Consider the following 18,203-nt stretch of genomic DNA (forward strand, 5'->3'; position numbering starts at 1 on the left):
GTCCCGAAAGTGTTCATGCGGACGGGTACCGGACCGACACCGAGGGGTCGCTGTCCTGGTACGGGGAGTCTCCGGTCAGGTTGTCGCCCCGGTGCGCATTGGGCCGGGGCTGACGTGGCTCGGCCTCGCCGTACTTGGCCCGCACGAGCGTCTCGTGGGTGGGTGCGTCCGGGATGCCCGGTGCCCGCCGGGCGGCCATCTCGCGGCGCAGCACCGGGACGACCTCGGTGGCCAGGAGCTCGATCTGCGTGAGCGCGGACTCGATCGGCAGGGCCGCGCTGTCGAGAACCCAGAGCTGGCGCTGGTAGTCGCCGAACCCGGTCTGGAAGGTCAGGGTCTTGTCGATGACCTCCTGCGGGCTGCCCACGCTCAGCGGCGTGCGGTGCGCGTAGTCCTCGAGCCGGCTGCCCCGGAAGACCGGGTAGTTCTCGAAGTAGGGCCGGAACGCGTCGTAGGCGTCCTGCGACCGCCGGGCGATGAACGCCTGTCCCCCGAGCCCGATGATCGCCTGGTCCGCGCGCCCGTGCCCGTGATGCTCGAACCGCTTGCGGTAGAAGTCCACCAGGGGTTTGAAGTGGAAGTCGGGCGCCAGGATGTGGTTGGCGAAGTAGCCGTTGCCGTAGTAGGCCGCCTGTTCCGCGATCTCCGGCGTACGGATGGCGCCGTGCCAGACGAAGGGCGGCACGTCGTCCAGAGGCCTCGGGGTGGCGGTGAATCCCTGCAGGGCCGTGCGGAACTTCCCCTCCCAGTCCACCACGTCCTCACGCCAGAGCCGGTGCAGCAGGTTGTAGTTCTCCAACGTGAGCTCGACGCCCTGGCGGATGTCCTTGCCGAACCAGGGGTAGACCGGCACGGTGTTGCCCCGCCCGATCATCAGGTCCAGGCGTCCTTCGGCCAGATGCTGCACGGTGGCGTAGTCCTCGGCGACCTTGACCGGGTCGTTGGTGGTGATCAGTGTGACCGCGGTGCTCAGCAGGATCTGGTTGGTCACCGCCGCGATGTGCCCCAGGATCGCCGGCGGCGAGGAGGGCACGAAGGGCGGGTTGTGGTGCTCGCCGAGGGCGAAGACGTCCAGGCCCAGTTCGTCCGCGTGCTGGGCGAGGCGGACGATGTTGCGAATGCGTTCGGCCTCGCTCTGGGTCCGGCCGGTGACCGGGTCGGGAGCGATGTCGCCGACGGTGAAGATGCCGAACTGCACGGGTGTGGTGGTCCTCTCCGGAGGTTGATGACCAGGCTTGGGACCGGTCGCCCGAGACGCTATGGGCGCCTGCGGCGCCGCGAATCGGTCAGGCAATCGGTAGCCCGCACTGCACCCGGTGAGCAGCGTGGAGACGAACCGACGTGCGGTCCGCCCGGCACCCGTCAGAGTTTCGACGTGCGCACAACGTCCCGAAGTGATCTGATCCACACCACTGACTCAGAGCGCTCCTTCGTGCAACGGGAGGCGGGGGCGTCGGCGTCTGTTGGTCTGGAACCGGCGGACGACAGATGGGAACGATCGGTACGGGTGAACGCTCGACGGCGCAGCACGATGGTGGTGGCCAGCGGAACGGCCCTGTTCGCAGCGGCAGTACTCACCGGCTGCGGCAGCGATCCGGAACCGGATCACCAGGCGGTCTGCGTGAACCAGACCACCCAGACCCGGGTGGACGACGACGACTGTGACGACAACGGCGGTGCGCGGGTCGGCGGCGGTGGCGTGAACACCTGGCTGCTCTACGGCTCGGGCCGGCGGTACCCGCCGATCGGCGGGAAGATCGCCAGCTATCCGGGCGGCGTGACCACCCTGCCTTCCGGGCACGCCGGGGCCTACGGCGGCGCCGAGGCCAAGGGCGGCACGGTCAGCAAGGCCAGCGCCAAGACGGCGATCGAGCGCGGCGGGTTCGGCAAGACCAGCCGCAGCAGTGGGAGCGTGGGCGGTTGATCAGGTTGCCGCAGACTCCGCGGCCGAACGCGTACCAGCTGGTCGAGGAGGAGGGGCTGGCCTACGCCCGCGAGCGCAACGACGGGCCGGACGAGCTCCCCTACTGGTTCGAGGGTGCCGCCTACCGGTTCACCGAGGCGCAGGTCGACGAGCTCGAGCGGGTCACCGACGAGCTGCACGCGATGGCCATGCACGCCACCCGGGTGATGTGTCACGACACCGCCACCCTGCGGCGGCTGCGGATTCCCGAGTACGCGTGGCCGCACCTGCGCCGGTCGGTCGAGGAGAACTGGACGCTGTACGGGCGTTTCGACCTGCTGTGGGACGGCAGCGGGTCACCGAAGATGCTCGAGTACAACGCCGACACCCCGGCCGCGCTGGTGGAGACCGCGGTCACCCAGTGGTCGTGGCTGGAGACCGTCCAGCCCGACCGCGACCAGTGGAACATGCTGCACGAGCGGCTGGTGCGCACCTGGCAGAAACACCTGGGCGACAACGAGTTCGTCCACCTGGTGGCCGGGGTGGCCGAGCCGCTGGAGGACTGGAACACCATCGCCTACCTGGCCGACACGGTGCGCGAGGCCGGTGGCCGGCCGATCACCCTGCCGATCGACCAGATCGGTGTCACCGGCGACGGCCGCTTCGTCGGGCTCGAGAACGACCCGATCCGGACCTGTTTCGCGATGTACCCGTGGGAGTGGATGCTGGCCGAGGACTTCGGCCGCCGCGCGGTCGAGTCCGGTGTGGTCTGGCTGGAGCCGGTGCACAAGGTGCTCACCGGTTCCAAGGCCGTCCTGGCCACGATGTGGGAGCTGTACCCCGATCACCCGAACCTGTTGCCGGCCTACTGGTCGCCCGACCGGCTGGGGCCGGACTACGTGGTGAAACCCGTGCACGGCTGGGAGGGCGCCGGAGTGAAGGTGGTGCGCGACGGTCGCACCGCGGCCAGCGTGGCCGACCGGCACACCGCCGGCCAGGAGGCGATCTACCAGACGTACCAGGAGATTCCGCGGATCGGCGACTGCCTCCCGGTGCTGGGTACCTGGGTGGTCGGCGGGCACGCAGCCGGTCTCGGGATCCGGGAGACCGACGCAGGCCGGCTCATCACCGACACCCAGGCCCGCTTCGTCCCCCATTTCATCGACGCTCCCCGATCCACCCCGCAAGAGGTGCAGGGCTGGATCGACGAGGCCGAACAGAACTGATCAGAACTGCTTGAGGACGTCGGTGAGCGGCCACGGTGCGGCCGCTCACCTCAGGCGGCGGCGGGCTCGCGCAGCAGTGCTTCCACCGAGCGCGCGGCGAGCATCGCCACCTCGACCGGGTTGCGGGCGTCCAGTTCGTCGGAGAGCACCTCGACGGCGAGGGGGAGCTGCACGCCGACCTCGTTCAGGGCTCCGAGGAAGCCGGTCAGGTCGACCACGCCCGCGCCGGGCAGCAGGCGGCCGTGCCGGCCCTCCTGCCGGAGGTCTTCGTAAGGCGTTGCCCCCGCATCGCACAGCTGGACGGCGAACACCTCGGAGGCCGAGAGCGTGCGCAGCTCGTCGGTGGTGCCGCCGGAGCGGTGCCAGTGCCACGCGTCGAGCATGAGCCCAGCGTTGCCGGTTCCGGCCTGGGACACCAGTTCTCGGGCATCGTTCAGGGTGCGCAGGGAGCTGTAGGGCATGAATTCCAGTGCGATCCGCACACCGTGGTCGGCGGCCCGGGTGCACAGGCGGCGGAACTGCTGTTTTTGGACGTCGGTGGGCACGTCGGCGAAAAGGCCCACGTTGATCTGGGGCACGCCGAGCAGATCGGCCAGATAGAAGAGCAGGTCCTCCTCGAGCCGCACGCCGCGCACATCGGCCTCACGCCACCAGTCGGTCAGGAACTCCAGCTCCACCACCCGCAGGCCGTGGCGGGCCACGTAGTCGGCCAGCTGCTCCTCGGAGAACTCCGAGCGCCGGGCGTCCAGGTAGTCGACGGCCCCCAGGCCGATCCCGGTGAAGCCTGCGGCGGCCGCGGCCAGCACGCGGTCGGAGAACGAGGCGTAACGCAGAGTCATGGCCGAGAGGTGCAGGTCCACCGGACTGGTGCGAACGGGAGTACGGCGGGTGGACCAGGGGCCCGGGGCGTCGATCATGCGTTCACCCTACGAAACGAATTCTTCAGCTGTGGTGCTTCTCCGATTTCTCTCAGCCGTATGCGTCTATTGTAATGATGAAATTCCCTCCTTTCCACCGCGAACCGGTACATATCGCCCCGCCCCGGGTCGGCATTGTTAACACCACAACGGGCGCGTAACCCGGATTCCTTGGCATATTGGAGTGCCGACGGACAGAAGTCTCACGCTGCGTAATGGATCACCATTGACGCCCGCGCGTGGGGAACAGGGAGGGGATCATGACCGCGCAGACGGTTCACACCGGGCGCCGCGCCGATCCGTTGACTTATGCGGATGTCGAAGCAGGCACCATTGCCCGGCTACGTCACGTAGTCATTGCCCAGCCCGATGCAGTGGCCGTCCACGACGGCGACCTGAGCCTGACCTACGCCGAGTTCGCCCTCCGCGTCGCTGCCGTGCGGCGCCAGGTGTTCGCCGCCACCCACGGCCCGGCCGGCTCGCAGGACGAGCGCCCGGTCGCGCTGCTGTACTCGCACGGCGCCGCCGCCGTGGCCGCGGTGTGGGGCATCATCGCCTCCGGCCGGCCGATCCTGGTGCTCGACCCGCGCACTCCCCCGGCCCGGCTGCGCTCGTTCGTCGAACGGGTCGACGTGCGCCTGTGTCTCACCGACCAGGCGAACGCGGCCACCGCCGCCGAACTGGTGGAGCAGGTGCTGGTCGACGCCTCGGCCGAGGAGAGCGGCAGCCCGGCCGATCTGGACGCGCTCTGGGGCACCGCCCCCAGGCCCACCGACGCAGCGGCCTACGCCTTCACCTCGGGCTCCACCGGCCGTCCCAAGGTCGTCGTCAACGATCACCGCATGCTGGTGCGCGACGCCTGGGCCAACGCCCGGGCCACCGACTGCTACGACGTCGACGACGTGGTGGCGCACACCCTGCCGATGGCCTTCCACGCCGGCCTGATGGCCACCTGTGCCGGCATTCTGGTGGGCACCACGATGGCTCTCTACGACATCCGCTCGCGGGGTATCAACGGACTGCCCGCCTGGATCGAGCAGAACCAGATCACGATCGTCCAGGCCAGCCCCGCGATTCTGCGCAACCTGGTGGGCATTTCACCGGATCCGCGGCTGCTGGCCCGGCTGCGCTCGGTCACGATCGCCGGTGAGGCCGCCTACGGCCCGGACATCGAGGCCGCCCGGGCCCTCTTCCCGGCCGGCTGCACGCTGCGCAACCGCTACGGCTCGTCCGAGACCAGCCTGCTCACCGAGTACCAGGTCGACAGCGAGCACCCGCCGCTCGAGGGCCTCCTCCCGGTCGGCCGGCCCATTCCCGACATCGAGCTGAGAATCGTCGACGCAGAAGGCGTTCCGGTCCCGGTCGGCGGTTCCGGCACGGTCACGCTGACCGGTCGCAACCTGGCCACCGGCTATCTGGGCGACCAGGCGGCCACCGACAAGGCCTTCACCCCCGACCCCGCCACCGGCGGTCGCACCTACCGCAGCAGCGACGTGGGCACGGTCGGTCCCGACGGAGCACTGCGGCTGCTCGGCCGTCGCGACCACAGCGTGAAGATCCGCGGCTACCTGGTGGAACCGGGTGAGGTCGACGCCGCGCTCTCGTCGATGGAAGACGTGCGCGAGTCGCTGACCGTGGGGGCCGAGAAGGGCGGCGACAGCGGCGGCAAGCGGCTGGTCTCGTACGTCGTCTCCACCGCCGACCGGCCCAGCGCCGCCGCGATCCGCCAGCACCTGGCCGGTGTCCTGCCTTCGTACATGGTTCCCGAGAGCATTGTCTTCCTCGAGGCCCTCCCCCGCACCGACCGCGGAAAGCTCGACCGCAACGCCCTTCCCGAGCCGCCCGAGGTCACCGCCGGCCGGGGCGCCGAGCACCTCAGCGAGTGGGAAGAGGTGGTGCGGGCCCTGTGGTGCAGCGTCCTCGCGCTGCCCGAGGTGGGCCTGGAAGACGACTTCTTCGAGCTCGGCGGCGACTCGCTGGCCGCCGAGAGCCTGATGAGCCGGATGGCCTCCGAGCTCGGTGTGCCCACGGCCGAGGCGCAGACCACCGTGCTGGTGCAGGCGCCCACCCTGGGCGAGTTCGCCGAGCGGGTCACCCGCAAGGTCGACGTCGCCAACCAGACGCTGGTCCCGTTGCGCGGCACCGGTTCCCGCCCGCCGCTGTTCCTGCTCACCGGGGGCGGTGGCCTGGGCGTCACGCTGGTGCCGCTGGTCCGGCACCTGCCCGAAGACCAGCCGGTCTACGCGCTGCAGGCCCATGGGCTGGAGGCGCGCGGAATCCCCGACTGGAGCGTTGAGGCTTCGGCCCGCCGCCACATCAAGACGCTGCGCACGATCCAGCCGGTGGGGCCCTATTTCATCGGCGGGCACTCGTTCGGCGGGGTGCTGGCCTACGAGGTGGCCCAGCAGTTGCGCGAGGCTGGGCAGCAGGTCGAACTGCTGGTGGTGATGGACTCGTTCCCGCCCGACGGCAAGTCGCACGCGCCGCTCGAGGGCACTCCGGTGCAGAAGCTGAAGACGGCGCTGGGCGTGGCCACCACGGGCCTGCGCGGTACCCCCGGAGACGACCAGTACTGGCGTTTCTGGCGGCAGAGCAACTATCTGCACATGCGTTACCGGGCGCGCCCCTACGACGGGGAGACCCTGGTCATCGTGGCCGCCGACAGCGAGGAGAAGGCCGAGCGCCGCTCCTGGGCGTCCTTCCTGACCGGCACCTGGCGGCTCACCCACGTTCCCGGTGACCACATGTCGATCCTGCGCGACCCGTACGCCCTGAAGACGTCGCAGCTGATCTGGGAGCAGCTGGAACCGGCGCAGCGGCGCGAGCCCAGCGACCCGCCCCAGCGCCGGGAACGCTCCCGCCCCCGGCTGTTCCGTCGCAGCAAGGCGTGGCCGGACCAGTTCTGAGATCCGAACGGTTCAGCGGTAGCCCGCGGCGCCGGTGATGGTCGACTCCTCACCCGGCTCCGCGGCCCGCGGCGAAAGCCCGGCCAGCAGGTCGTCGTAGGAGGTCTTCAGCGCGTTGGGCATCCGCCAGCCCCAGACGCCGTAGGGCTTCCACACCGCCTCGACCAGCAGCATCCGGCCCTCCACAGGGATGAAGGTGGCCCGCACCCGGGCGTTGTTGGTGATCTGGGTGCACTCCCGCGTGGAGGAACGCACGCTCGTGCGGTAGATGCTGGTGTTGTCCGGGTCGTCGCCGTTCCAGCCACAGAACAACGGCAGCCGGGCGTAGCGGCTCTGCGGTTCGGCCATCGACGAGCGCCGGTAGTCGATCTGGGTGGCGGTACGCCCGTCCACCTCGACCGTGCGCACGCCACTGATGAACACGTCGGGGTGACTGCGCAACCAGCCCGCCGGATCCGGGGGCATCGGGGCCCGCAGACCGTTGGGGGTCACCACCTCTTCGGGAACGGTCACCAGAACCCAGCCCCCCGAGGCGAACTGCACCCCCACATAGCTTTCGTCGGCCGTGGCCACCGCGCCCTCGGGCAGGTTCAGCGCCACCGGGGCAGTGAGATGCCGGCCCAGCACGACCGTGTCCCCGGTGGGCTCTTCTTCACCGGCCAGGATCCCGGGGATGGACAGCCCGGCGACCACGGCGGCTAGCACAGCCGCTGCGAGCACGAACACCTTGCGCCTACGGGGATCGGGCGGGGCTGCCTTGCCGCCCTCGTCCACCCACCCGTCAGGCTGGTCGAGATCGGTGGCCCAGTCGGAAGCGTCTTCAATTGGCGCCCTGCTGGTATCGGTCGCCGGGCGCTCACCGAGGTCGTACTCCCAGACCCCGCCCTGCCCATCGATCGCTTCCGCGGCAGGGGCGGCGCCACCGGTCTTCTGGACAGCAAGAATGGGGGACGACGATGGTGGCGTACCCAGCGTGCGTACCGTTGGGGAGGGCACCAGTTCGGGAGCCCGAGCATCACTTCCCGGCGCCCAGGAGGACGCTTCGGGGGCCGCCGGACTCTCGTCCGGCTCAGGCGGGGCAGTCTGCCGGGGCTTGCTACGAGCGGTGGAGATGATCACCGGCTCCTGCCCCGGTGGACCCCACAGAGCTGCCGACTCCTCGGGCGACATCTCTCCCGAAGCCTGCGACACCGAACCCGCCATTGCCGACTCCTCGTTCACTTCACGCCTACCCGGAACATTGTCACATCCCGATAACGATTCGGCCTGTTGGGTGACAACGGCGAGTCCGATCGGGTGGTTCCCAGATTTCAAGGCAAGTGAAGAGACCGGGCCGACACCACCCGTCCTCAAGTTCGAAACAGCAGTTCAGACGCCCGACGGCCCGCCACGATCAGGTGGCGGGCCATCGGCGTTCCGATCGACTCTGACTCAGGCCACGCTCAGGAAGGACGACTCGCTGGTGCCGGGGCTGCCGTCCTCACTCTGTTCCGAGTCCTCGCCCCGCTCTCCCGGGCCCCAGTGGTCGAAGCGCGGCCCCTCGCCGTCCAGGCCCTTACGCAGCTCACCCGGAGCAGGCAGCTTGGGCAGGCCCTCCTCGACCACCTCACGGATGCGCTCCTCGAGGTTCTCCTTCACCTCGGCGGCGTTCTCCTCGGAGATCCGGCCGGCCTCGACCGCCTCGTCGACCTTCTCGGTGGCCGCCGCGACCAGCGCGTCCACCACCTCGTCGACGCTCTTGCCCTTCTCCTCGGCCAGCTCCTTCAGCGACTTGCCGTCGGCCAGACCGCTCTCCACCTCGTCCCGGGAGAGCCCGAGCGCCTCGGCCACCTCGTCCAGGGCGACCCCGAACGGGCCCCCCATCCGAAGGTGCATCCCCGGCCCGGCGAAGTCGGCGTCCGACAGCTTCTCGGCCACCTTGTCGGCCTGCTCCTGAGTGAGTGTGCCGTCCTCGACCAGGCCCTTCAGCGCCTCCTGAATCCGCGACTCCCCCCGCTCCTGGCGCTCGGCGGGCTCGCCGGGCTCGGCGCTCGCCGAGGGCGAACCGCCCGGCGTCTCGTCGGCGAAGGCCGGATAGGCCGCGAACCCCGCAGCTCCCAGAGCGATGGCCCCGGAGGCCACCACCACCGTCAGTCGTCGTGTGCGCATGCTTCGGTTCCCCTCGTTCGGGGCCGCCCCCGCCAAGTACCCCCGGACCTGAACCGGGTCGGGCGCCGCCCTCCACCCTCGACGCTGATGCCGCCCCCTGTGGCCGGCCTTGGCCGCACCTGGCAGTTCCCTGTGAAGCTGTGCGCCACCTGTGCCACCCCTGTGACCCAGCTCCCAGTCACTCCTGCGCCACACCGGGCCGGGGATGGTCACGAGCACTGCCCCGGCTGCGGTAGAGTTTTCCGTGCCGGAGGGAACTCCGGAGAGCACGATCCCCCGTAGCTCAATTGGCAGAGCATGCGACTGTTAATCGCAGGGTTACTGGTTCAAGTCCAGTCGGGGGAGCTTCCACTCCTGGTCAGAGGCTTTTAGCCTCCCAGGGAGTGCGGGTCGAAGTCATCTTTCCGACCGTTTTCCCCCACATAAGCGCCGCTCGCACGAGGGTGGGGATATTCGAGCTGCGGTGCACTCACCTCGTCCAGCCACTAGAGCTGCTGCGTCGTGATCTTCAGACCGGCAGCCGCGAGGTTCGAGGCAAGCTGATCCACGCTCCTCTGGCCGACAACGGGAACAATCCCCTTCGACATCGCCCAGTGGATCACCATCTGCTCCTTGAGCCTTGCATCGGTCTGCCATGGGCAGCCGACTTTCGCGGCAGTAGCCCAGCTTTCTCACCGCTGGCCGTACGATCCATAACGTGAAGTGGGGTAATTCTTCATACATCGTCCAGCTCCGCGAACGTTCTTGATGCGCCGGCCTCCATCCACAGGGCGCTGTCACTGGCCCGCCCTGAAACGTCGCCTCTGTCCCGCTCCACGCGAGGGCACCACAGGCCTGCGCCGTGCACACCAACCCGCGTCGGCTCTGACCTCTCACCGAAGGCTCAACCGCACAGCCCCTTTCCCCGCCCGCTTCGCCTCGTACATCGCCTGGTCGGCCGCGTGCAGCAGCTCCGGCCCGGTGTCTCCGTCGACCGCCACCGCCACGCCGATGCTCGCGCCCACCCGGGCGCGGGTCTCGGACAGGTCGAACTCCTTGGAGAGCACGGCCAGCACGCGGCGGGCGGTCTGCAGGGCAGTCTCCGCGTCGGGGATGCCCGGGCAGAGCACCGCGAACTCGTCGCCGCCCAGCCGGGCCACCACGTCGGAGGCCCGCACCGAGGCCGCGATCCGGTCGGCCACCTGCACCAGCAGTTCGTCGCCGGCGCCGTGGCCCTGGGTGTCGTTCACCGCCTTGAACCCGTCCAGGTCCAGGTAGAGCACCGCCACGTAGCCCGAATGCCGCTCCCGCAGCTCTCTTTCCAGCTGACGGTGCAGGTGGAGGCGGTTGGGCAGGCCGGTCAGGGAGTCGTGGGCGGCCTCGTGCTGGAGGCGGTCGGTGAGTTCCTTGCGGGCGGTGATGTCCTCGATCAGGAGGATCAGGTAGGGCTCGCGGTCGCCGCCGGGGCGCACCGCCGAGGCGGAGACCCGGCCCCAGCGCTCGGCGCCGTCCGGGCGGTTCAGCCGGCGCACCGTGGTCACCGTGTCGAGCTCGCCGCTCTTGAGCCGCAGCAGGTTGTCCTGTGACTGCTCGTAGTGCTCGGGGTCCTCGAGCAGGTCGCCCACGGTGGCGCGGAGCAGCTCGGCCGGGCCCATTCCGGCGAACTCGGACAGGGCGTCGTTGACCCGAAGGAAGCGTCCGGGCTGAGTCGACGAGAGCGAGACCATCGCCATGCCCATCGGGGCCGTGTCGAAGGCCAGGCGGAAGCGTTTCTCGCTCTCGGCCAGCTCCTCCTGGGTCCTCAGCACGCTGGTCAGGTCGGTGACCACGCCGATGAAGCCGATGAGTTTCCCGTCCGCCCCGTCCTGCGCGGTGACGGTGAGCTGGCCGGGGAAGGTCGAGCCGTCCTTGCGCGCGAAGATCCGCTGTCCGCTGTAGGTCCCGTTCCTCTCGATCCCCGCCGCGGTCAGCCGCCGCGGGTCCGAGCCGCCCAGGACCTTCTGGTCGTGCAGCTCCAGGGTGGTGATCTTGCCGATCACCTCCTCGGCCCGGTAGCCGAAGAGCCGCTCGGCCCCCACGTTGAAGAAGCTGATCTTCCCGTTCTTGCCCTCGGTCCCCAGGATCGCCGTCCCGGTCACCGCGTTCAGCACCGCGGTCAGCTCGGCGTGGGCCTGACTCACCCGGGCAGCGGCCGAGCGTGCCTCGGTCACGTCCTGGACGGTGAAGAACACGTACTGCAGGCCCCCGGCGCGATTGCGTTCGGCGATCATCCGCAGGACCACGTCCCGGACTTCGCCGTCCGGCCGGACGATGCGGTACTCGGTGGTCTGGGCCCGGCCGTCGTCCTGGGTCAGCGCAGCAATGTCGGCGGCCACCCGTTCCCGGTCCTCGGGATGCACCCGTCTCATGTAGGTCTCGGTGCCCGGCACGTCCTTCTCCGGGTCGGTGCCCAGGACCAGGTGCAGGCCGTCGCTCCAGGTGGCCCGGCCGGTGGCCGGGTACCAGCGCGAGGAGCCGAGCCCGGCCAGCCGCTCGGCCTCGTTCAGGTCGGCCGTCCTCTGCGCCAGCAGGGCCACGGTCTGTTCGCGCAGGCGCGCCGAGATCGTCGTGAAGATCACCGCCAGGGCCATCACGGCGACGGAACTCTGCAGCGTGATCAGGCCTTCGCGGGAACTGTCGAACGCCGCGATCCGGCCCATCCCCCGGTTGGTCCCCACGGTGATGATCAGGGCCCCGACCAGCAGGCTGGCCGTGGAGCGCAACGGCCCCAGGCGAAGAGCCCCCCAGATCAGCGGCAGCACCAGCAGCATCGAGGGGAACAGGTGGTCGTTGGTCAGGAAGAGCAGCGCGGACAGGACGGTGGTCGCGCCCAGCTGGAGCAGCCATTCCAGGTTGCGGCGGAACTCACGCAACTGCCCGAGCAGTTCCCGGCGGCTGATGTAGACCACCAGGCATGGACTGACCAGCAGCAACGCCAGCAGGTGGTTGCGTACGAACTCGCCCCACAGGCTGATCGCGGCGCGCTCGCCGGAGGCACCCCCCGCCACTGCGAAGACCACCGAGGCCAGCATGCTCGCGGCGAGCACGCTGGCCAGTACCCGCGGCGTGTCCATCAGCCGTTCCTCGAGCGCGCTGCGAGGTCTGAGCCGGCGCAGCAGGAGCGCGACCAGCAGGCTCTCGCACAGGCCGGCTGCCAGTCCGGCGAAGTTGACCGGGGTCTGGGCGATCCCGACCACCACGGCCAGGGTCCCCGTCACCAGGCCGATCACGACCGACGGCCAGAGCTTCGGCGACAGGTAGACCAGCGCTACTGCACCGAATCCGGCCAGAGGCCAGAAGACGGGCTCCCCGGCTCCGGGATGACGGAGCGGGTCGTGCCCGAGCCAGGCCAGGAATCCGGCCACCACCGCAACGATCAGGAACACGAGGATGCGCGCTCCCGATCTCGGCACGCCCCTCGCCTCCCGCTGCTGTAGCCCTACGTTCAAGTACTCGATCGGGGGACGAGGGCCCGCGCCTGAGCGGTCCGGCGCAGCTCACCCGGTCGGCTCAGAAGGGCGCCACACAGAGTCAGAGCATCCAGAAGAGCACCAACTATGGACGGATGCGGCCGCCTCGGTCGCCCGGTCCCGGAACGCTCGTGCGGGGTTTCGTACCATTGCGCATGACCATCTCACCGCCGCGCTCCGCCCGACCGCTTCCCCCCGTCGAGGCCGACGTGGTGGTGATCGGTGGTGGGGTGATGGGCCTCAGCACGGCGTACCACCTGGCCGCGGCCGGTGTGGACGTGGTGCTGCTGGAGGGGCGGCAGCTGGGCAGCGGCTCCACCGGCAAGGCCGCCGGCGGCCTGCGCACGCTGTTCGCCGACGAGGTGGACGTGCGGCTCGCGCAGCACGGCCGGGAGGCCCTGCACCGGTTCGGCCGGGATCTCGGCAAGGACGTCGAACTCCAGGTCAGCGGGCACCTGTTCCTTCTCGACGACGCGGCTGACGTGGCGGCCTTCGAGGCCGCCGTGAAGGTGCAGAACTCCCTGGGTGGGAAGAGCCGGATGATCGATGCCGAGGAGGCTCGGCGGCTGGCACCGTTGATCAGTACCGAGGGTCTGCTGGCGGCGGCCTACTCACCGGAAGACGGGTACTGCTCGCCGGAGGCGGTGGTGGCCGGCTACACCGGCGCCGCGCGCAAGCTGGGGGTGGAGATTCTCACCGGCACCCCGGCGACCGGAATCCACGTCGAGAACGGCCGGATCCAGGCGGTTCTCAGCCCCGCCGGGCGGATCGCCACCAGCACCGTGATCTGCACGGCCGGCGCCTGGTCGGGCCGGATCGGGGAATGGGCCGGGGTGGAACTGCCGGTCCGGCCACTGCGCGTGCCGACCGCGCTCAGCACGCCCGTCCCCGACCTGCCGGCGGGCCTGCCGTTCACCGTCGACCTCGGCACCTCCTTCGCCTTCCGGCCCGAGGGCTCCGGCCTGCTGCTGAGCGCCGCCGAGCAGCAGGAGAGCTGGGCCTTCGACCAGAACCCGGCCGAGAGCTGGCTCGACGACCTGGCCCGGGCGATGGCCGTGCGGGTGCCCGGGCTGGGCGAGGTCGGCGTCCGCCACAGCCAGGCCGGGCTCCACGAGATGACACCGGACCGCAACGCCCTGATCGGTGAGGCCGCCGACGTCTCTCGTTTTCTCTACTGCACCGGCTTCTCCGGGCAGGGCCTGGCGATGGCGCCGGCCGCCGGCGAGGTGATGCGCGACCTCTACCTCGGGGCCACGGCAACGGTGGAAGTGGGCAGCCGGTCCGCCGAGCGCTTCGGGGCCCGTCCGAGCTACGAGCTACCGGCCATCAACACAAAGTAGCCAATCTACTCCGCGCAGTCATATACCGGCATAAGCCCATCCAACCCCTGGGGGTTGTCCCTAGAATCCGTCCCGATGTCCCAACCGTCCGCACCCACCGAAGAACCGGCGCCCGAAGGCAGCCGGGTGGCGAGCCGTCTTCTCGAGCAGCCACTGCGCAACCTCGGCGTCGGAGTCACCGCGATCGTGCTGGGCACGACCGCGGCTTTCGGCGGCCTGGAGGAGGCCCAGGGAAGCGCCGCCTCCACCGACGTCGTGGTGGGCAGAACGATGACCGCGGACCCGTTCGACATCACGATCCGGCGCCTGCTCTGGGTGTCGGAACTTCCCGGTTTCCCCACCAGCGCGGAGGGGAACCGGTGGCTGGCGATCGTCGCGGACGTGAAGAACACCTCGGACGAGACGCTGCTGCCCTACTACGCGAAGGAGGCCCTCACCGTCAGCGACGTGGAGGGCCTGCCCAAGCCGCCGGAGATGGACCTGACCACGACCATCGAGGACGACCGCACCGACCGGGTCGGTCCCGACCAGCTGGTGCACTTCCCCGACAGCACCCAGCTGAGCCCACTGCAGCCGGGAATGACTTACCAGGCCGTGTACCTGTACGAGCAGAAGGCGGACGCCGAGCCTGCGCAGAAGGTCACGGTGCAACTGGTCGCGCACACCCTGCGGCCGAACTCCTTCGACCAGGTGGAGATGTGGCTGGACCCGGTGGTGAAGGCCGAGTCGAGTCTGGCGGTGCTACCGCCGGAGAAGTCGGCTGACGCGCAGGACGACACGAACGAGGAGACAGAGGCGGCGGCCGGGTGAGCAACGAGAACGACCACGGTAGGCCGACACTGGTGACCGGGCCGCAGGACCGGTCCGAGCCCGAGGAGCTGGCCAAGGCCCGTCCGGGCAAGGAGGGCGAGGTCTGGCCCCCGCCGGTGTACCGCGACGTCACCGGGCGCCCCATCCCGCTGGCCGCCGGCTGGGAGGCCCCGGAGGGCGAGCGTCCGCGCGACCACGCCCACCAGCGCTGGGCCGGAGCCGCCGAGGCCATGAAGGAAGAGGCTGCCAGCCTGTTCGCGGCCGATTCCCGGCAGACCCAGGCTGACTACCGGCCGCCGGTGTCCTACCCGGCCACGGCCGGGGGCAGCGCGTTCTTCACCGGTGCCCGTCAGGCTGCCAACGATCAGCAGACCGGTGGTCAGGCTCTTCGCACCGGCGGTCAGTCGGTGCGCACGGGTGGCCAGGCTGTTCGTACCGGCGGTCAGGCTGTTGGGACCGGCGGTCAGGCTGTTGGGACCGGCGGTCAGGCTGTTGGGACCGGCGGTCAGGCTGTTGGGACGGGCGGCCAGTCCACGCGCACCGGCGGCCAGAGCACTCGAACCGGCGGTCAGGCATCTCAGCCGCGGGAAGAGCAGCCGACGGCCGCGCCGTACGCCGACCAGGCGGCAGAGCGCGCCGAGGCCCCCCGTCGGCCTCTGCGCGACTACCAGCAGAACTACCCGCGTACCTCGCCCGGCGGTTTCCAGCAGCCGCTCGGTGACGACTACGCCCCGTTCGAGGACTACCAGCCCGGGCAGACCGGCGCTCAGCCGCAGATCCAGGGTGAGGCGCCGGGGTGGGACGACCCTCGGTACCAGCAAGGGCGCTCGGCCACCGGTGAGCAGCCGTCCGGGTGGCAGCAGGTGCAGCCGTCGCAGCAGCTCAACCGCTATGCCGGTGGACCGGCCGAGAGCTACTCGGAGAACTACGCCGAGCAGGACGAGACCCGGCGTGCAGCCGACGGCCGGAATGCCGCGCAGGAGAACTGGAACACGCCCCAGGGCGGCTACGCCTCTCAGGACGAGACCCGCCGCGCGCCGGACGGCTGGGGCAGCCGCCAGGACAACTCCTCCCGGCAGGACGAAATCCGCCGCGGACCCGACAGCTGGAACGCCCCCCAGGACGACTACCAGTCCCAAGACGAAACCCGCCGCGCACCCGATGGCTGGGACAGCCGCCAGGACAGCCCCTCCCGGCAGGACGAAACCCGCCGCGCACCCGACGGCTGGAACGCCCCCCAGGACGACTACGCCTCCCAGGACGAGACCCGCCGCGCACCCGATGGCTGGGACAGCCGCCAGGACGCCCCCTCCCGCCAGGACGAAACCCGGCGCGCACCCGACGCCCGAAATGGCCAGCAGGAGAGCTGGAACACGCCCCAGGGTGGCTACGCCTCCCAGGACGAGACCCGGCGCGCACCGGACGGCTGGGACAACCCTCGGGACGACTACCCCTCTCAGGACGAGACCCGCCGGGCACCCGACGGCTGGGGTAACTCATCCCGGCAGGACGAAGCCCGCCGCGGACCCGACGGCTGGGACGACCCCCAGGACGACTACCCGTCCCAGGACGAAACGCGGCGGGCCGGCGAGGGCCAGAACGCGGCGCAGAACTACTCCGCGCAGGACGAAACTCGCCGCGCACCGGACGGCTGGAACGCACCCCAGCAGGGCTACCCCGGCCAGGACGAGACCCGCCGGGCGCCCGAGCGCGCCCGGGGCTGGGACTCCCCTGGCGACGAGGTGCCGGGCTGGGGTCCGCAGACCGGCCCCACCCAGGGCGGCAACAGTGGCGGCCAGGGCTGGGCGGCCCCGGCCCGCCAGGAGCCGTACCAGCGCGACGACTACGAGTCCGAGTCCTACAGCTCCGGCTCGAACTCCGGTGCCAACCCCGGCTCCAACGCTGGGTCCAACGCTGGCGCCCGTGACCAGTACCGCGGCCCCGAGCAGCCTCGTCAGGGCGGTTTCCCCGACCCTGAGCACGAGTACGACCAGATCCGTCAGCGCGGAGGCCGTCTGCTCGGCGGGCCGTGGCCCGACGACCCCGGCTACGGCGACCAGAACGACTGGGACAACCAGGCTGGGTACCGAGGCGCCCACGGCCGTCCTCCGCGCGGGCACGGCAACCCGCCCCGCGGCGGCCGGAACGGCAAGCGGCGGGTCAGCTACCGCACCCGGGCCGGAGTGGCCGTCCTGATCATCGTCGCGCTCGCGGTGGGCCGATTCGTCAGTCAGTACTCCGACGACGTGCTCGGCCAGACCCGTCCGTTCCTGCGCGAGGGCACCGTGGGCAAGCCCGTCGACCTGCGCTACGCCCAGGTGACGGCGACCGACGCGCAGGGCTCGGCCTGTGTCTCGGCCGGCTTCAACGGCACCTTCCGCTCCCCCGGCGTCTTCGTCGTGGTGCCGGTGAAGATCGTGCCCAAGGGCCGCGCCGCGCAGTTCCAGTACGCGGCGATCGAGGACAGCGAGGGGCGGCTCTACACCACGTCGACGCTCGGTCGTTCCTCGTTCGACATGGGCTCGGCCCAGGCCGGGGTGGCCCGCTACGCCACCGTGATGATCGAGATGCCGAAGGAGCGGGTGGCCGGCGCCCGGCTCCGGCTGGCCCTGAACGAGCTGTACACCAAGCAGGACGACATGACCGACATCGACCTGGGCATCAGTCAGAAGGACGTGGACGCCTGGGTCAAGAACGCCGAGACGATCACCGTCGGCGAGTCCTCGGACCTCCCGCCCGGCCAGAACCAGGAGGCGGCAGCCGAGGCCGAGGCCCCCTGTGAGGGCCCGGTGGTACCGGAGTGAAGTCCTTCGCCCGGCACTCCAACCGCCGGACCGGCTGGCTCTCCCGCAACCGCTGGGGTCTGGGCCTGATGCCGCTGGCCACCGTCCTGGCTCTCGCGGCCAGCTCGGACCGGGTGAAGACGTACTGGTGGGAGGCCGACCTGCACGATCCGGTGGTGGCCGAGCAGGGCGAGTGGTTCGAGTACTCGCAGCCGTACGAACTCGACGACGGCAAGCACGTCATGTCGCTGCGGGTGCGACTGGACTCGGTGCGCACCATGACCGACGCCGAGGTGTCGGCCGGCTCGCTGGGGACCGAACTGCCCGAGGGCACCAAGGCGGTCGAGGTCAGCCTGTCGGTGGCGGCCGACCCGAACATGCCGCTGGCCGGGTGCCAGGGGATGCTGCGCGGCGACGACGGCACCCAGTACGCCTACCAGCAGAGCATGGTGGGTGAGATCGAGGCGGGCTCGGTGTGCACCCCGGTGAGCACTCCCGGTCCGATGACCTTGTTCGGCAAGCTGGAGATGCCCGGCCCGGACGAGGAGCCGCGGCCGAAGGAGTACTCGCTGAAGCGGGCCTGGGTGATCCCGAAGGACGCGGTGGTCAGCGAGTTCGACCTCTGGTGGGAGATCCCGGAGTACATCGCCTTCCGCGCCGGCTCCTGACCGGTCCCTCGTCC

Annotated in this window: 12 protein-coding genes and 1 tRNA gene; 8 read left to right on the plus strand and 5 right to left on the minus strand. The window is 70.3% G+C overall.

The annotated features are described in order from the left end of the window. Positions 1-13 precede the first annotated feature (13 nt). A complete protein-coding gene (locus QSK18_RS24815; protein WP_285623885.1) occupies positions 14-1,198 on the minus strand; it encodes a CE1758 family FMN-dependent luciferase-like monooxygenase in 1,185 nt (394 codons plus the stop codon). A gap of 309 nt (positions 1,199-1,507) precedes the next feature. On the opposite strand from QSK18_RS24815, the gene QSK18_RS24820 reads away from it, so the two are divergent. Both QSK18_RS24820 and QSK18_RS24825 read left to right on the plus strand, forming a co-directional pair. Then, positions 1,508-1,924: a hypothetical protein gene (locus tag QSK18_RS24820; protein ID WP_285623887.1), complete on the plus strand. Its 417-nt coding sequence runs from the start codon at positions 1,508-1,510 to the stop codon at positions 1,922-1,924. Continuing rightward, positions 1,921-3,129 carry a glutathionylspermidine synthase family protein gene (locus tag QSK18_RS24825; protein WP_232813801.1) on the plus strand — a complete coding sequence of 403 codons (1,209 nt, stop codon included), beginning with the start codon at positions 1,921-1,923 and terminating at the stop codon, positions 3,127-3,129. Before QSK18_RS24820 ends, QSK18_RS24825 begins: the two co-directional genes overlap by 4 nt. A gap of 50 nt (positions 3,130-3,179) precedes the next feature. Here QSK18_RS24825 and QSK18_RS24830 read toward each other — a convergent pair whose 3' ends face one another. Beyond that, positions 3,180-4,046 (minus strand): sugar phosphate isomerase/epimerase family protein, encoded by an 867-nt coding sequence (locus tag QSK18_RS24830; RefSeq protein WP_285623889.1) that lies wholly within the window; start codon positions 4,044-4,046, stop codon positions 3,180-3,182. Positions 4,047-4,306: 260 nt separating this feature from the next. Between QSK18_RS24830 and QSK18_RS24835 the strand changes: the two genes are divergently transcribed. Beyond that, positions 4,307-6,952, plus strand: coding sequence for an AMP-binding protein (locus QSK18_RS24835; protein WP_232813799.1), 2,646 nt, complete (start codon positions 4,307-4,309; stop codon positions 6,950-6,952). 12 nt (positions 6,953-6,964) lie between these two features. On the opposite strand, the gene QSK18_RS24840 is transcribed toward QSK18_RS24835, so the two are convergent. Then, positions 6,965-8,155, minus strand: coding sequence for a hypothetical protein (locus QSK18_RS24840; protein ID WP_232813798.1), 1,191 nt, complete (start codon positions 8,153-8,155; stop codon positions 6,965-6,967). Positions 8,156-8,383: 228 nt separating this feature from the next. Further along, entirely contained in the window at positions 8,384-9,100 is a 717-nt protein-coding gene (locus tag QSK18_RS24845) for a hypothetical protein (protein WP_285623896.1), read from the minus strand. A gap of 272 nt (positions 9,101-9,372) precedes the next feature. Between QSK18_RS24845 and QSK18_RS24850 the strand changes: the two genes are divergently transcribed. Continuing rightward, a tRNA-Asn gene (locus QSK18_RS24850) sits at positions 9,373-9,445 on the plus strand. 527 nt (positions 9,446-9,972) lie between these two features. On the opposite strand, the gene QSK18_RS24855 is transcribed toward QSK18_RS24850, so the two are convergent. Then, positions 9,973-12,531 carry a sensor domain-containing diguanylate cyclase gene (locus QSK18_RS24855; RefSeq protein WP_285623898.1) on the minus strand — a complete coding sequence of 853 codons (2,559 nt, stop codon included), beginning with the start codon at positions 12,529-12,531 and terminating at the stop codon, positions 9,973-9,975. A gap of 212 nt (positions 12,532-12,743) precedes the next feature. On the opposite strand from QSK18_RS24855, the gene QSK18_RS24860 reads away from it, so the two are divergent. From QSK18_RS24860 to QSK18_RS24875, 4 genes are all read left to right on the plus strand, one after another. Continuing rightward, positions 12,744-13,928, plus strand: coding sequence for an NAD(P)/FAD-dependent oxidoreductase (locus tag QSK18_RS24860; protein ID WP_285623900.1), 1,185 nt, complete (start codon positions 12,744-12,746; stop codon positions 13,926-13,928). Positions 13,929-14,003: 75 nt separating this feature from the next. Then, positions 14,004-14,738: a hypothetical protein gene (locus tag QSK18_RS24865; protein WP_232813794.1), complete on the plus strand. Its 735-nt coding sequence runs from the start codon at positions 14,004-14,006 to the stop codon at positions 14,736-14,738. Then, positions 14,735-17,542, plus strand: coding sequence for a TrbL/VirB6 family protein (locus QSK18_RS24870; RefSeq protein ID WP_285623903.1), 2,808 nt, complete (start codon positions 14,735-14,737; stop codon positions 17,540-17,542). The genes QSK18_RS24865 and QSK18_RS24870 overlap by 4 nt, the downstream gene beginning before the upstream one ends. After that, positions 17,539-18,189 (plus strand): hypothetical protein, encoded by a 651-nt coding sequence (locus QSK18_RS24875; protein ID WP_232813792.1) that lies wholly within the window; start codon positions 17,539-17,541, stop codon positions 18,187-18,189. The genes QSK18_RS24870 and QSK18_RS24875 overlap by 4 nt, the downstream gene beginning before the upstream one ends. Positions 18,190-18,203: the final 14 nt, after the last annotated feature.

The sequence above is a fragment of the Kineosporia sp. NBRC 101677 genome, from assembly GCF_030269265.1.
In the GTDB taxonomy this organism is placed as follows: Bacteria; Actinomycetota; Actinomycetes; order Actinomycetales; family Kineosporiaceae; genus Kineosporia; species Kineosporia rhizophila.